Below are 13,768 nucleotides of genomic sequence, written 5' to 3' on the forward strand. Positions count from 1 at the left end.
TAAAATATCGAAATAAATTGCAATAAACAGAAGTGAAACGCAGAATATTTCCTCAAATATTGAATTATATTGCAAATAGTATATTATTTAGTAGATATATACATCTATGCTTAAAGAAGAACGTCATCAGCATATTCTCAGTGAGCTGAATATTCGCAACAGAATTCTACTGACAGATATTGCGCAGAAACTCCAGGTTTCAGAAGATACTATACGCAGAGATTTAAAAGAATTGCATGAAGAAGGGAAACTTAAAAAAGTACATGGTGGCGCAGTAGCAAAATCATTCAATCCTTTTAGCTTTCGTGAAGAAGAAATTTATGACCGGGCAAACAAATTGCTTATTGCCGAAAAAGCCTGTAGATTAATTAAGGATGGACAAGCCATTCTTATTACTGGAGGAACAACCAATCTGGAGCTTATCAGCTTACTTCCTAAAAACCTGCGGTGCACTTTTTTTACACCCAGTTTGCCTGTAGCGATGCAACTCGCTCAGTTTCCTACTATTGAAACCATTTTAATAGGTGGTAAACTCTCTCCTGATGCTATGGTTACAACTGGAGGTGAAGCCTTTAACTTGCTTAACAGGCTTAAAGTAGACTTATGTTTTCTAGGCACAGGTCATCTGGATGTTAACTTTGGCCTATCAGAGTTTGACTGGGAAATTGTGGAATTAAAACAAGCCCTAATCCGCTCTTCCCGCAAGATTATATCTCTTACCTTATCAGCCAAAATCAACTCTATCCAACGTTACAAGGTCTGTGATCTGAGTGCCATTCACATGTTGATTACCGAACTTGATCCTTTTGATGAAAAGTTGACACCATTTCGCATGTCAGGGTTAGATATTTTATAACATGTATACTATAGCCTTCATAGTGTATAGCATTTTAATAATTTACTTTTTGTTGTGCTAAGATATATATCAGAGTCTTTAGGTAGTAAAGAGAAAGATAATGAATGAACCCTTAGAAGTATTTATTGGCCTTCACTGCATTGAACCATTTTGTGGCTTTGCAGGGCACTTACTACTTCCCTTCAGTCAATATCAGGATAAAACACAGTTACTTATAAAGAATCTTGTAAATCCGGAATGGTGCATTGAGACTATTTCAGCTGCCTGACGATTATCTCTAAATGATATTTTCCTGACAGGGTCTTTTGAAGACAACAAGCACAATGATCGCTATCTCCAAAAATTAACTGGTCTGAAACTGATTTCTATTACTTATCGGAACAAAACAGATCTGACACTATTCTTTGAGAACACCTATCAGCTAGATATTTTCACACAAGGCGTGTCTTTTCCTGTTTTGGAAGTGTATAGCCAAACCAATGATACAATAGAAAACTGTATAGTTCTTCATACATCCGGTAATTGGACCAAATACAGTTTAGACGAATTTACAGATGTAGATAAAATAGCTGATGCACACGCAGAAAATTGTGCAAATCGCTGGAAGAAAACACTTCCTCCAAAGGCATTCGATAACCATTGTAGAGATTGTACTTATTTTCTCCCCAACAGTGGCAGATTTTACTTTTGGGATTTTGGACTTTGTAGCAATGGTAAATCTATCTTTGATGGAAAGGTCGTCGGAGTGAAAAACAGTTGTGAATACTTTGATGATACACTCAATCCATATAAGGAAAATTGAGTCAAACATTCATCAGTTATTTCTTTACCTACTAATCTACAGATCTAGTTCATTAGCCAGATCCATATATTTTTCCAGGTATTCCGGATTTGACCTGTAATTACCAAGCCCAACTGTATCAAATTCATCTAATTTACTTCTTCTTTTTACTCCCAGATAAGCTAAAGCCTGGTTAATTGTCTTGATATTTTTGTCAACAAGTACTTTGTTTGTATAAACATTTGCATACTGTTTTCCCATACCACCAAAGTAATCCGTTTCAATCAAAGCAAAAATTGGATCTTTTTGTTTGGAAATTTGCTCCATTAAATGAGCTAGAACATTTTCCGAAGGAAGATAGTCAGCATCGTTTCTATCCAGGAAACCAGTTATTCCAAGCTTTACCTGCCAATACGCAGAAAAATAGCTATCTATAAAGAACATTGTAATTGTCTTATCTAATCTGACACCGAGCAAATCAAAGGATTCTGCCAGAGATATATCGTAGTCTCCTTTCAAGAGGATAGCTGTTATATGATGTCCCATTATAGTTTTCTTATTAACGATTTTCAGTTTTTACTAAACCTTGTTGTTGATCCTTCAGGTATTCCTATTATACTTTATCAGACCTTTGTTTCCAAGATATAAGATTTTTTTAATTAAGTCGCAGCAGTGCTTCATTCCCGTTACGTGTCTTTTCAGTAATATCTTATCCATATCTCAATAATTGAGATAGATGTTCTTGATAAACTTTCCAGGTTTCAAAGAGAGTAACTTATGTTTTTACAGTTGACAAACAATAACCCAACCCATTATCTTTACTCAATGATATATGATTCTCTGATCCATTACATCCAGGAACGTTCGCAAAGCCCTCTCACTTCATCTGACATTGCTTTAATCCGGGAGTCTTTTGTCTACAAAAAATTACGGAAAAGGCAGTTCTTTTTGCAGGAAGGAGATATTTGCAAACACTTTGGATTTATCGTAAAAGGAGCCATGCGGCAATATACGGTAGATCAGAAAGGTTCTGAACATAATATCCAGCTGTATATTGAAAATTGGTGGGCATCAGATAGAGAAAGTTTCTGGAAAGAAAAGCCTTCCATCTATGCTATTGAAGCATGGGAAGAAACAGATTTGCTCTTACTTCCGAAAGCAAACGGGTACTATGAACGAGTCAATGCGATCCCGGCTTTTAATGAGATGCGAATTAAACTGGATGATAACAATTCCATTGCTTCACAAAGACGACTGCGGGCCTCTATGTTTGATACAGCAGAGAAACGGTATGAAGAGCTAACCCTACGCTATCCTGAATTTATCCAACGCTTTCCGCAACACATAATAGCCTCCTATCTGGGTATAACCAAAGAAACCCTTAGCCGTATACGAAACCAATCGGCAAAAAAATAATTCCAACTTTTAATAAACGGACGTTGACATAGATCAACGTTTTTTTTTGACCTACCTCATCGTCCTCCTTACGATTTCAAATACAATTTTGTACCACCGATGATCTGGTTCGCAACTATTTCAGTAACAGACACTACAAAATTCTAAAAACACATATGGACAAGAAATCTGTTAATCCCTGGACATGGCAGGATAACTTTAGTTTTTCACAAGCTGTTGAAACAACTGGCAGTTCACAAATATTGTATTGTGCAGGACAAGCCTCTATCAGTCCGGAAGGTAAGCCATTGCATGCAAACGATATGAAAGCGCAATTAACATTAGCACTTAATAATCTGGAAGCTGTATTAACCAAAGGAGGCTACCATTGGACCAATGTCATCCGTTTGGTAGTATATACAACTAACTTCGACCTTTTATTCGAAAATTATGCACAACTTGAAGAAAGATTGAAACAGGCAAAACCCAAACCTATTATAAATCTTTTAGGAGTCAACCGCTTAATATTTCCGGAATTATTGGTTGAAATAGAGGCAACGGCGGTGAAATAACAGATTATTTATAGAAAATAGCTGGTAAAAATTATGGTAGGATAATATAAAGGCAAAATCAAATTCTAATGTCTGTCATGTTAATTTTTGTATCATATCGGACTTTGCAAATATGTTAAACTCTTTTCCATAGCAGAAGCAGAATAACTTCAGTCTTAGAATATGATTCGATAACAAAGTCTGCACCTGGATTCTCATCAATAAATTCAAGATCCTTTGTAAGTGTTCCACCAGCTTGTATATGTAAATAAATTTCTCCTTCATCAATATCTAATCTGTACTTCTTTGAAAAAGGCATTGGCAGAATAGTAGAGCAATCACTTTTAAAAGAATATTTTGATGAAAAATTCCATGAACAATACTTATTAGAGCCAGATGGTAATCTATGTAGTATCAATCTATCTGCCCCTGTATCTGATAGAACTGTTATATACCATCGACCATTCAAAGTGGAAGTTAGTTGATCTTCTAATGCATCTCGATTTCTCTTTAATCTTTTGAATGATTGCTTAAATAATTCATGTTCTACACGATGATATCCCAACTTACCCCATTCACATTCTCCCTGAATTATTAGTGTATCAGTTGGAGTAATAACGCTAGTAAAAAAGGTAAAGTGTTGCTCACATTGTTGAGGAAGGCTCCTGGCTTTTTGCAAGAAATCATTACAAAGTTTTATTTGCTTGTGATTTAACTTAACATGCCAAACACTATCCGTTCTGTCTCCATAATAATAATTAGGAAGTAATTTATCAGCCCATGTCTGTCTATCTTTACAATAAACTCTAAGCTTGTGGCGAATTACATCTTCATCGCCTACTAAAAAGGTAGACTGGAAAGAAGCATCTAGAGATATTTTTTTGAGAAATATTTTTTTACCAGACACATTCCTTTGGGGCTGCAACAAACTACAGGAACACAACAAAAGCAGAGGTATAAATTTCATCATAAAGAAGTGTCCACGTTTTACTTCGTTGCTTAAAATATTTAGAACTTCAAAATTAATCAGGATAGTGAGAGAAATTTTTACTCATATCTAAAACTTCAATCTATTTATTTTCTCCATTTGTTAATGTTATAAGATCTATAAAAAAATGAAGCACAGAACTCTCTTTAAATAAAAAAGCTTCAGCTTTGTGTTTACAGATTATTATTGTTCAACAATTTCCTTTACCCAGGCCAGTTTATCCAGATTAGGCGTTTTGAGATCTTTGGCACCATAACTATTTAAGTCAAGTGTACCCTGATCGTCATGTAGGATCACAATTACATTAGGTCGGTCAACACTTTTAATTTGTGCAAATAAATGAATAGAACTAACTATTGTAAGTAGGATACCAATACAAACTGTTACTCTTTTTTTCATCAATGTGGCAGAGATTAAAATTATTTTTGATTGTAAATGATATTGGGCTTTAGTGAAATTTGTTTTCTCTGGTAAACTAATCGCATTTAGTAATCTTCAACAGAAGAAGAGACACACTCTATAACCAAGGTACTTGTAATGAGAAAAAAGCTATTGATGTTGATGATTTTGATCTGTGGTTGTTCAACAAAACAAGAATCAAAGTTACTAAATACAGACTCAGCTATTTCTATAGTAGAACCGCAGCATGTTTATGATTCTCTTTCAACAAAAGAGTGTGAGCATTTGAATCTATCCAAAAGCTTTAACATTAAAGTAAATTTCAAGCGCTATAAAAGTATGAAAGAAGAACAGGACTCTTGTATTGTTAAATTATTCCTGACAAATAAGATAACAAAGAAATTAGTTGACAGTATATCTATACTTTCTCATTTTTACTTTAGTGATACGTTTATGGATTGTAAGAACGTTTTGTCATACTCAACAAGACAAAATATTGAGAAAGATATAGTAGATAATTATTATGGAGATATAGTAATCGCAGACTTAAACTTTGACAACAAAGAAGATATCGCAGTAATTAATGATTCAGGAGGCAATGGAGGAACATTCTATAGTTATTTTATTCAGACCCCAAATCAAAAGTTTATTCCAGAAAGATTCCTTACCGATTCAATGATTTATTTTCCAACAAAAATAGATTATAAAACGAAAACTTTAGTGACATATGTCCATGCTAGCGTTTGTGAGATGGGGGAGAATATTTATCAGCTTGACAAAAATACAGGCAAATGGGATAATAAGGCTCATAAATTGATAAATGTATGTAACAAGTAATAGTCCAAATTATAAAACAAGATAAGTAGTTAAACAGACTTGTTATAATGGGTAGATTATCTCAAATTTATACATCAGCCAGTTAAAGGACAAACACAACTATTTGCAGTAGTATGAGCTTATTCTTTTTATCTACTACCCAACTTCCTAAAAAAATGCTCACTATAGTTTGTGTCAATTGGATATACTTTTTGTAATCGCAATTCCCAGAAGTTATTTTTTCAGAAACTTTATAGTACCTACAACAAGCAAAATACAACTATTTAAAGAGACCGCTCCCAAGTCGAATTAAGACCAATAAACTATTTTCTATGCATCTTTAAAAAATTTAAAAGCCGGCGTTATAGAAGCCGGCTTTTAGTATTAGTATTAAGTTCTTATAGATCCATAGGTTATGGAATATTTCGAATAAACACTATCTATACCTTTGTCACCAAACCCATTGTAGTACCCTCCAAATCTTTAAACCAGGCAAATTGCTTTCCATTAGGGAGTGTTACCGGACCAACCAGTTTTTGTCCACCTGCAGCTATAATTCTGTCTAAATGTGAACTGATATCATCTACCTGTATATATACAATCACATAATTATGCGGTTCGTGTCCCAATGCTGTAATCTGTCCCTGAATGCCTTCCAGAGAACCAGTGTTGAGTAGATTAGCAAATGGGATACCAGAGGGTGTCCAGCCAAATAAGCTTTGGTAGAATGTAGTTGTTTTGTCAAGGTCTTTACAACCAATATCAAAAAATACTACAGGGTGGGTTGATTCTGTCATATGTCAGTAAGGGTTTAAGTAACTATTACTGAACAAAGTTAGTCCGGATGGCTGGCAATAAATTGTAAAAATGTTTCCTTGGGAAGAGGAATAAAATTGGGACTGTATCGGATTTGGGAGTATTTTTGGCAAAGCAAACGATACTGACCTGGAGTCATACCCGTTCGGACTTTGAAATCCTTGATAAAATGTGCCTGATCGTAGAACGAATGTAATGAAGATAGAAACTGATGTGGCTGATTGGCTATAGCAGTCAGGTGCTGTCCAAAACGTATAATCCCTTGCATGTTTTTGATTGGAGCTCCAAAATACTGAATAGCATCTGCCCTTAACTTCTTTCGTGTACAACCCAATGTAGCACAAATTTCCGCTACAGTATTGTTGGTTATAGCTTTGCTTAAATAATGAATCTTTGGAAGCGATAGAAAATCCTTACCTTCAAGTCTGCCAGTAAAATACGCTTCTATTAATTCAAAACCTGTCTGTAAATCTGTAAATTCCAACAATCGTTCTCTCAACGTAAATATATCTGATTCAGCCCAATAGGTAGCACATAGTGCCTGGCTGTTGGTTTCAACTACAGGTACACGAGAAAAATAAGGCAACATACCGGGCTTTATGCCAATTACATATAGAGATATGACACCTGGATTTTCTAATGCAAACGGATGTTCATGTTTTCCATTAATCCAGATAGCAGGTAAATGTTCTTTTGAAGGTTCTGTATTATAGGGATCAGAGTTAAAAAAATTGGCACCTATATTAATTACGATTGTCTGATATACTCGCTGAAGCGCAATCCCTGTACCCAGTCCGTTCAGATGTACAATAGAACCAACAAATTCTTTCAGAATGCCTTTTGGAATATATGTAGTGGATGTACTCGTTTGCGTTTTCATACAGAAGGTAACTATATAGAGTACAACATCTATTAAATAACCTACTCTGGTAAAACTACAAAAAAGTGTTATTCTATGCCAATATTATTCTATATCAACTACTTCCCATTCTCCTTGTGGTTCTTTCTCAACTACTATCATCAGTTCTATAATTTTTCTCTCCCCCTTTACAATCAGGCTAATAGTGGCACTGCCATATTCACCACTTGAATCTCTTGCCTTCTGAATTCCTCCAACAGGAGCTATTACAAAACCCTGAATGACTCCTATTTCTTCTTTTAATGCCGTATTGTTTATTAGATAAGATTTTGTAACCTTATAGGCATCTGAAAATAAAAGATTGATAAAAAGGAGAGCTTGTACTAATAGAACAAACACCAGAAAACCTATTGCAACCCTTGCAGCTTTTACATTTGTAAACTTTTGTTCATGTTGATTTTCTTTTATTTTATAAATAAGAAACCCGATTAATCCAAAAACCAGAAAGAACCATCCTAAATAGACACTTTCCCAAAAGAAATAAACGGATAGAAGTCTACATAAACAACCGTACAGGATTAGTACCAAAGCAAGTCCAAACAGTATTTTTGTAAATGTATTCATTTGAATGCTTTTTTATTGTACACTAGCGTTACATCATTTCCCATAGATACGCCAAGTCGACATCAGGTATCCTCTTCACAAAGTTTTTTAAGCAAAAAATCAACTCCTGCGTAAATAGACTGAGTATGGTAACTCTTATTTTGCAGAACAATAAAACAGATATGCATACTATGCCTGAAAATATCACGGAGTTATTACATTGGTTCAAAGAACGTACAGAATCCTTCTGGAATGCAGATCTAAATGTAAACTCTGATGAATGCTTGTGAAAATTGGATACGAGGTGCCAAATGGATTGGAATGGATGAAACACAGATTGATGAAATTAAAAAAGTATGCAATCCGGTTTACACCTGACTATCGTGAATTTTTAAAGATTCTCCATACCATTGACAGAAAAGAAGTGACTTGCGATACAGGCTCTTCCGAAAATGGTGAAGAAGAAATTACAGAAGAAAAGCCTTTTTTCTATACCTAGTTCACAGATGAACAGTAAATCCGGAGCAGATTGGACAGGCCTTACCGGACGGTTTTGGAAGATATCAAAGGTATAAACGGAGTATGGATAAAATCCGGGAGCAAACGTCCTCAATCAGAACCTGCCAAAGAAGCCATTTTTGCTGAATGATACAAACAGGCCCCCTACCTTACTCCCACTGGCAAGTCACAGATTTATGGTAAGTGAACCCTGTCAGGCAGGTAATCCTGTACTTTCTGTCTAGGAATCATATATTATTTTATACGACTGGGATCTGAGAAGTTATTTGTTGCATGAACAAAGATCATCTAAACAAGGTAGTCGTCTAGAATTTATTATAGCAAGTGTGTTGTTTATTGGTTTTCTGATATTGGTTTACTCTACTCGCAGCTTGAGGTCTACCAAAGAAAAAGTATTACACAGTCAATCATTGTAGTATAAATTGCTGTTCTATTAGAATAGGCTTTCCTATTATATTTTTGGTATATCTGCAAAAATTATAAGTTTACAGTTAGCTATCCAGATAACATGTATCTGAGCAGAAATTACTAACCCCACCAAAGTCTATAATCTTATGTGTGAAAATACTTCTCAAATAAAGTTTTGTACCTGCATTGTTACATCTGAAGGAACACCAGATCCGAAAAACACCTATATGTGGGTATTGTCACGTCTGGTAGGGCTTAAAAAAGAACACCTTATTGGAAGAGTTATGGGTCCAACCCAGGATCTGGGCAGTGGGATTACTGCAGAGACGATTGCACAGCTACTAAATGAGGGCAATTGTTTTGATTTTGATTATACACCCTCCAAAGATGACACTCTAAACATCAGTATTAGATCAGATAGCTATCAGTACTTTACACTGATATTTAGAGGTCAAAAATGGGAAGAAGGCAACAATCCATCTTTTATCAGCATAAAAGAGCAGATTGCAAAAGGTATGTTGGAGATTAAACCATAAGTAAACTACTTTTCTGTAGGTAGTATTGAAAAGTAGCTTACCACTCACTTTTTAGAATATAGCCTTTGTCTGTTATATACCAATGTTCCGTTTTTTTAATCTTTCGTTGACTTTCCAAAATCTTTGCCTTTTGAAAAATAGGTTCATAGTATTCGATCAGGACTTTTCTTCTCTCCTCACTTTCAAAGCTTAGATCGGCAAACAGGTCTGTGGACTTGCATTCTTTACAACTTGAAATAATGCTTTTGTAAGTAATTTGCTCATGGATCTTGTTAAATGTAATCAGGATATCTTTTACATAGTTCCCCTGAAAATGCTTAAGTATAATAACATAAAAATTACCTGTTACCTTCATCCCAAACTCTCCTCTAAATATACTTTGGCCTTTAAAGAACGAATTATCCAGTTTAACATACTGTTTTATCGCTTTTACGGATATGAGATGATTCTCCTGTACAGCTTTAACAAATGCATCAAATGTCTCTGGATCTTCTCTACTTCCAGCCTTGATCTGAAAGCTAAAAATAGTGAAGAACATACTTAGGCAGGTATAAACTAATGTACGTCTCATTATTAAATGATGTTATTGTTTAAACCAAGTATAAGGCAAATAATTGTCTTAGAAAGATAGATAAAACAAAACATTTTATTACCCAATTATACCGTTTGCAAATACAACTGCTCTAATTCGGTTGCAGAGATATCTCTGGAATCAATCACAGAAACCAAATGTCCCTCCTTCATAATTCCGATACGATGGGCTACTTCTTTGGCACGGAATATATCATGTGTAGCCATCAGGATGGCTGTTCCCCGCAGCGATAGTTCTTTTAGGATTTCAGAAAATTCATTGGAAGCTTTCGGATCAAGCCCACTGGTAGGCTCATCAAGTAGTAATACCTTTGCTTTTTTGGCAATCGCAATGGCAATTCCAACCTTTTGCCTCATCCCTTTTGAATACCCTCCTACCCGCTGACTATGTGCTGTTGTTTGTAAGCCTGCCTTGGAAAGAAAGCCCGATAGTTCTTCTCTTGAATAACGAAATCCGGCCAATTGAGAGAAAAATTCAAGATTTTCAATTCCGGTTAGATTGCCATACAGCATTACTGTTTCAGGGATATAAGCCAGATACTTTTTGGTTTCAGCTGTATTTTGTGTCACTGAAATATTATCGATATTTGCCTGACCACTACTAGGTTCTATAAAACCCAGAAAACAATTGATAGTAGTAGTTTTACCTGCTCCGTTCTGACCCAATAAAGCAAATATTTCGCCAGCTTCAATAGTCAAATTTAAGTTGTGGAGAGCAATATAGTCTCCGTATTTTTTAGTGAGATTTTTAGCAGTAAGCATATAATTTGTTTACAATGAATAATTTACTGATAATGCACATTGCGTTCCAATGGTCTTCTGAAATTAATCCCAGCCCAGACCACACAAATAACACAGATGCTAAACACAGGAATCAGGACCGAACTCCAGCTGACAGATACCTTATCCTGAAAATACGCAAGCGGAAATGCCTTCCAGTTTTCATCTGCAATGGCAAAGTCTGTAAATATTTTCGGATAGAAATACAAACGTTTCTGTTCATGAAACTTTTCCACTTCTTCTATAAAGTTCAAGTGATTAGCCATATCTGATTGACTCAGATGATTAAAGTTCTGCTGTGTATGAATCGTAGGCACAAACAAACCAATAATCGAACTGGCTGTCTCCCGTTTCCGAAGTTTTGTTTTCAAATCTGTTGCATGCACAGCAGCTTCATCATCTCCCATCTGTTGCATGGCATAATACCAAAGCCAGCTATAGTCTTGACCTTCCGGATGTTTGTATCGGTTAAATTGCGGATAATGCTTCTGGAATTTTTGTATGGTTGGCTCTTTTGGCTGATCCCATTTGGAATGATATCCCTCCCTGCTTTCCAATACCGTTCCAAATGCTTCAGGTATAGGATATGTATGAACAATAGCTGCATTAATGGAAGCAGGAATCACTATAGTAAGCAGAACCCACACAATAAGTAGTAACAAAGCATTGTAACTTGAGTCTCTGTGAAACGATACAATCAACCAGGACATACTAAACCAGAAGCTTATATATAAAATAGCGGTCAGGCCAAAGGCAACAAAAGCATTATCTACAGGAATAGCCAGATAAAATTTAGCGATAACCAGCAATAACAATAGCACTGTAAGCACACTTACATACCGGATACATAGCTTTAGCCTTAACATCTTCAATGGACTAATTGCTTGGCTCAGTACCAGACTCCAGGTTCCTTCTTCTTTCTCTTCTGAAATCAGATTGAAACAAAACGCAATGATGATTAGTGGAAAAAAGTATATCAGCACAAAACTAAAATCCAGATTGCCAATCAGCTGATACATTGGGTTCATCAGATCGGTAGTATATTTCTGTTCTTCCAGATTACGAATAGTGACACTTAGTACAGCCGGATTAATGTCCCGTTGCCCAATAGAAAGACCTGCGAGATTAGGAGTATCATTTGCTAACCCAAAACGTACATAGTATAATAAAAGCCCTATTTCCTTATTGACATATTTCACATTCCGATCTATGTTTTCCTGCTGGAAGTGGGCCGTCTGCTGAATAATCTGTTGATTCTTTTCAAGAAAATGTTTACCTACATTCAAACTTATCAAGCCAGAGAGAAATAACAACAAAAGCCCTGTCATTAGTCCTTTTGAACGAACGAAGTTTTTAATCAGTAACCCTGTCATAATTAGAATGCTTTAAAATGCTTGGAAGATAACGTTACCAGAAAATACAACCCTGATATCCAAATGATCAGAGAGAAAATAGCAAGTTTCTCCTGCTGAAAAACATGGACAAAGGTGGGGAAATGATGGCTGAAATCAGGGAACTCAGCCCAGTGCTTCTGGCTAATGATAGCCTGCTTGCCTGATGAACCTTTGGTGGGATTACTGATTAGCTTGATTTGCAGTTCGTTCATTGTCTGGGCCAACTTATAGCGGTATGCCTCAGCCTGATTTTCAAAATCATGGTAAGTGGCATAATCAGTTCCAGAGAGTGCCATTGACAGATTTTTGATAGCCATAAAGGGATTGCACAACGCAGTCAGTCGCACTACATTCTGTTGCTTTTGATAAATCGCTACCAGCTTTGTCTGATGTCTTTTATATGTTTCAGCACTGAGTCTTTCTCCTTCCCGCATTACATAGCCACCATAATTGAATGGCAACTTGTGGGTGGAATCTACGCCATATGCTTGTAACAAGGAATCTTTTAGTGCTTTAAAATGAGGATCATTAGGATTATGACTGTCTCCCAGAGCCAATAGTTCCTGTTCTACGGCTGTATCAAACTCAATCTTAGAGGGCGAAGGATACAAACTCTGCCCTGCTACCAGTGAAATTTTTGGAAGTATTAGTGTAAAGAACAACCAGAAACCGATCAGTTTAGTCAGGGCAGATTTGGAAGTATTGCTTTTTGCAGAAACAAAAACAGCCAGCAATGAAACAATAAGTAAGTACACCAAATAAGCTACAACCAGTATAGCAAAGTAACCCAATGCCTGCCAATTCTCGCTTATGGCCTCATTGCAAAACAACAAAATGAGACTTATCACTGCTACAGGTGCAAAGATGGTCAGCGATACAGAAAACAGTCCCAGACATTTACCTATAATTAATTCCGGCCAACTGATACCCTGCGTGAGTAAAATCCGGAGAGTTCCATTTTCACGTTCAGCAGATATCAGATCGAATCCCCAGAAAAAAATCACCAGTGGCAGCAAAAGCTGTAAAATCAAACCAGCCGAAATCTCTCCAAACCGTAACAATCCGTTAGACAGACTGGCCTCTGAAAAATTAACAGTATTTTGCCTATGGGCTTCCAGAAAAACAGCATTACCTACATAGCTATCCATTCCGAAGTCAAAGAAGCTCAACGGAAACTTCTGACGAAAAGCCACATAACCATAATGTGCCATTCGATGAGGATGCTTATCAGGACTTTTTTCCCAGCGATGACGCACCTGATGGCTATATTCGTCTACTATCTGTTGCTGAGTTGTCAGTATTTGATATCCTGACACTACTGCAAACAATAACATCAGATTAAAAATCCCGATCAGCCAGAGTGTGCTTCGTTTTTTGATAGTACTTCTATAAACCTGCCGGGATAAAATTCTTAAAACAGAAAATCGCATGAAAATATATATTTATAGGCTAAGTGCTTTTCCATAATTCAGACTT

The 13,768-nt window shown here is 36.0% G+C and carries 18 protein-coding genes; 8 read left to right on the top strand and 10 right to left on the bottom strand.

The features are described 5' to 3' along the window. Window positions 1-106: 106 nt before the first annotated feature. From QNI22_RS05210 to QNI22_RS05220, 3 genes are all read left to right on the top strand, one after another. The gene (locus QNI22_RS05210; RefSeq protein WP_314509565.1) at window positions 107-856 is read left to right on the top strand and encodes a DeoR/GlpR family DNA-binding transcription regulator; all 750 of its coding nucleotides are present in this window, start codon (window positions 107-109) and stop codon (window positions 854-856) included. A gap of 100 nt (window positions 857-956) precedes the next feature. Then, window positions 957-1,124: a hypothetical protein gene (locus QNI22_RS05215; RefSeq protein ID WP_314509566.1), complete on the top strand. Its 168-nt coding sequence runs from the start codon at window positions 957-959 to the stop codon at window positions 1,122-1,124. A 174-nt stretch (window positions 1,125-1,298) separates the two neighbouring features. Beyond that, entirely contained in the window at window positions 1,299-1,658 is a 360-nt protein-coding gene (locus tag QNI22_RS05220; protein ID WP_314509567.1) for a DUF3027 domain-containing protein, read from the top strand. A gap of 36 nt (window positions 1,659-1,694) precedes the next feature. Here the strand turns inward: QNI22_RS05220 and QNI22_RS05225 are convergent, their stop codons facing one another. Further along, entirely contained in the window at window positions 1,695-2,183 is a 489-nt protein-coding gene (locus tag QNI22_RS05225) for a hypothetical protein (RefSeq protein ID WP_314509568.1), read from the bottom strand. A gap of 279 nt (window positions 2,184-2,462) precedes the next feature. Here QNI22_RS05225 and QNI22_RS05230 point away from each other — a divergent pair, with 279 nt between their 5' ends. Next, window positions 2,463-3,053 carry a Crp/Fnr family transcriptional regulator gene (locus QNI22_RS05230; RefSeq protein WP_314509569.1) on the top strand — a complete coding sequence of 197 codons (591 nt, stop codon included), beginning with the start codon at window positions 2,463-2,465 and terminating at the stop codon, window positions 3,051-3,053. 155 nt (window positions 3,054-3,208) lie between these two features. After that, window positions 3,209-3,604, top strand: a complete 396-nt coding sequence (locus tag QNI22_RS05235) for a RidA family protein (RefSeq protein WP_314509570.1) — start codon at window positions 3,209-3,211, stop codon at window positions 3,602-3,604. Between the two features lie 115 nt (window positions 3,605-3,719). On the opposite strand, the gene QNI22_RS05240 is transcribed toward QNI22_RS05235, so the two are convergent. Both QNI22_RS05240 and QNI22_RS05245 read right to left on the bottom strand, forming a co-directional pair. Continuing rightward, entirely contained in the window at window positions 3,720-4,490 is a 771-nt protein-coding gene (locus QNI22_RS05240) for a hypothetical protein (protein ID WP_314509571.1), read from the bottom strand. Between the two features lie 264 nt (window positions 4,491-4,754). Beyond that, window positions 4,755-4,970 (bottom strand): hypothetical protein, encoded by a 216-nt coding sequence (locus QNI22_RS05245; RefSeq protein ID WP_314509572.1) that lies wholly within the window; start codon window positions 4,968-4,970, stop codon window positions 4,755-4,757. A gap of 138 nt (window positions 4,971-5,108) precedes the next feature. Here QNI22_RS05245 and QNI22_RS05250 point away from each other — a divergent pair, with 138 nt between their 5' ends. Beyond that, window positions 5,109-5,807 carry an XAC2610-related protein gene (locus QNI22_RS05250; RefSeq protein ID WP_314509573.1) on the top strand — a complete coding sequence of 233 codons (699 nt, stop codon included), beginning with the start codon at window positions 5,109-5,111 and terminating at the stop codon, window positions 5,805-5,807. Between the two features lie 419 nt (window positions 5,808-6,226). On the opposite strand, the gene QNI22_RS05255 is transcribed toward QNI22_RS05250, so the two are convergent. The 3 genes from QNI22_RS05255 to QNI22_RS05265 form a co-directional block, all read right to left on the bottom strand. Continuing rightward, window positions 6,227-6,583, bottom strand: a complete 357-nt coding sequence (locus QNI22_RS05255; RefSeq protein WP_313984967.1) for a VOC family protein — start codon at window positions 6,581-6,583, stop codon at window positions 6,227-6,229. A 38-nt stretch (window positions 6,584-6,621) separates the two neighbouring features. Next, on the bottom strand, window positions 6,622-7,482 hold the full coding sequence (locus QNI22_RS05260; RefSeq protein WP_314509574.1) for a helix-turn-helix domain-containing protein: 861 nt from the start codon (window positions 7,480-7,482) through the stop codon (window positions 6,622-6,624). 84 nt (window positions 7,483-7,566) lie between these two features. Beyond that, complete coding sequence (locus QNI22_RS05265; RefSeq protein WP_314509575.1) at window positions 7,567-8,085, bottom strand: hypothetical protein; 519 nt, start codon at window positions 8,083-8,085, stop codon at window positions 7,567-7,569. Between the two features lie 259 nt (window positions 8,086-8,344). Between QNI22_RS05265 and QNI22_RS05270 the strand changes: the two genes are divergently transcribed. Both QNI22_RS05270 and QNI22_RS05275 read left to right on the top strand, forming a co-directional pair. After that, window positions 8,345-8,563: a hypothetical protein gene (locus QNI22_RS05270; protein ID WP_314509576.1), complete on the top strand. Its 219-nt coding sequence runs from the start codon at window positions 8,345-8,347 to the stop codon at window positions 8,561-8,563. 574 nt (window positions 8,564-9,137) lie between these two features. After that, the gene (locus tag QNI22_RS05275) at window positions 9,138-9,527 is read left to right on the top strand and encodes a hypothetical protein (RefSeq protein ID WP_314509577.1); all 390 of its coding nucleotides are present in this window, start codon (window positions 9,138-9,140) and stop codon (window positions 9,525-9,527) included. A 37-nt stretch (window positions 9,528-9,564) separates the two neighbouring features. On the opposite strand, the gene QNI22_RS05280 is transcribed toward QNI22_RS05275, so the two are convergent. The 4 genes from QNI22_RS05280 to QNI22_RS05295 all read right to left on the bottom strand — a co-directional run bounded on the left by QNI22_RS05280 (window position 9,565) and on the right by QNI22_RS05295 (window position 13,722). Beyond that, window positions 9,565-10,065: a hypothetical protein gene (locus QNI22_RS05280; RefSeq protein ID WP_314509578.1), complete on the bottom strand. Its 501-nt coding sequence runs from the start codon at window positions 10,063-10,065 to the stop codon at window positions 9,565-9,567. Window positions 10,066-10,184: 119 nt separating this feature from the next. Beyond that, window positions 10,185-10,880: an ABC transporter ATP-binding protein gene (locus QNI22_RS05285; protein WP_314509579.1), complete on the bottom strand. Its 696-nt coding sequence runs from the start codon at window positions 10,878-10,880 to the stop codon at window positions 10,185-10,187. 23 nt (window positions 10,881-10,903) lie between these two features. Next, the gene (locus tag QNI22_RS05290) at window positions 10,904-12,271 is read right to left on the bottom strand and encodes a DUF3526 domain-containing protein (RefSeq protein ID WP_314509580.1); all 1,368 of its coding nucleotides are present in this window, start codon (window positions 12,269-12,271) and stop codon (window positions 10,904-10,906) included. 2 nt (window positions 12,272-12,273) lie between these two features. Further along, entirely contained in the window at window positions 12,274-13,722 is a 1,449-nt protein-coding gene (locus QNI22_RS05295; RefSeq protein WP_314509581.1) for an ABC transporter permease, read from the bottom strand. Between the last annotated feature and the right edge of the window lie 46 nt (window positions 13,723-13,768).

This window comes from Xanthocytophaga agilis (assembly GCF_030068605.1).
Classification (GTDB): Bacteria; Bacteroidota; Bacteroidia; order Cytophagales; family 172606-1; genus Xanthocytophaga; species Xanthocytophaga agilis.

Bases quoted from the DNA above. Each gene is read 5' to 3' on its own strand.
- QNI22_RS05210 (WP_314509565.1), top strand. From the start codon at position 107: ATGCTTAAAGAAGAACGTCATCAGCATATTCTCAGTGAGCTGAATATT.
- QNI22_RS05215 (WP_314509566.1), top strand. From the start codon at position 957: ATGAATGAACCCTTAGAAGTATTTATTGGCCTTCACTGCATTGAACCA.
- QNI22_RS05225 (WP_314509568.1), bottom strand. From the start codon at position 2,183: ATGGGACATCATATAACAGCTATCCTCTTGAAAGGAGACTACGATATA.
- QNI22_RS05230 (WP_314509569.1), top strand. From the start codon at position 2,463: ATGATATATGATTCTCTGATCCATTACATCCAGGAACGTTCGCAAAGC.
- QNI22_RS05235 (WP_314509570.1), top strand. From the start codon at position 3,209: ATGGACAAGAAATCTGTTAATCCCTGGACATGGCAGGATAACTTTAGT.
- QNI22_RS05245 (WP_314509572.1), bottom strand. From the start codon at position 4,970: ATGAAAAAAAGAGTAACAGTTTGTATTGGTATCCTACTTACAATAGTT.
- QNI22_RS05250 (WP_314509573.1), top strand. From the start codon at position 5,109: ATGAGAAAAAAGCTATTGATGTTGATGATTTTGATCTGTGGTTGTTCA.
- QNI22_RS05255 (WP_313984967.1), bottom strand. From the start codon at position 6,583: ATGACAGAATCAACCCACCCTGTAGTATTTTTTGATATTGGTTGTAAA.
- QNI22_RS05260 (WP_314509574.1), bottom strand. From the start codon at position 7,482: ATGAAAACGCAAACGAGTACATCCACTACATATATTCCAAAAGGCATT.
- QNI22_RS05265 (WP_314509575.1), bottom strand. From the start codon at position 8,085: ATGAATACATTTACAAAAATACTGTTTGGACTTGCTTTGGTACTAATC.
- QNI22_RS05270 (WP_314509576.1), top strand. From the start codon at position 8,345: ATGCTTGTGAAAATTGGATACGAGGTGCCAAATGGATTGGAATGGATG.
- QNI22_RS05275 (WP_314509577.1), top strand. From the start codon at position 9,138: ATGTGTGAAAATACTTCTCAAATAAAGTTTTGTACCTGCATTGTTACA.
- QNI22_RS05280 (WP_314509578.1), bottom strand. From the start codon at position 10,065: ATGTTCTTCACTATTTTTAGCTTTCAGATCAAGGCTGGAAGTAGAGAA.
- QNI22_RS05285 (WP_314509579.1), bottom strand. From the start codon at position 10,880: ATGCTTACTGCTAAAAATCTCACTAAAAAATACGGAGACTATATTGCT.
- QNI22_RS05290 (WP_314509580.1), bottom strand. From the start codon at position 12,271: ATGACAGGGTTACTGATTAAAAACTTCGTTCGTTCAAAAGGACTAATG.
- QNI22_RS05295 (WP_314509581.1), bottom strand. From the start codon at position 13,722: ATGCGATTTTCTGTTTTAAGAATTTTATCCCGGCAGGTTTATAGAAGT.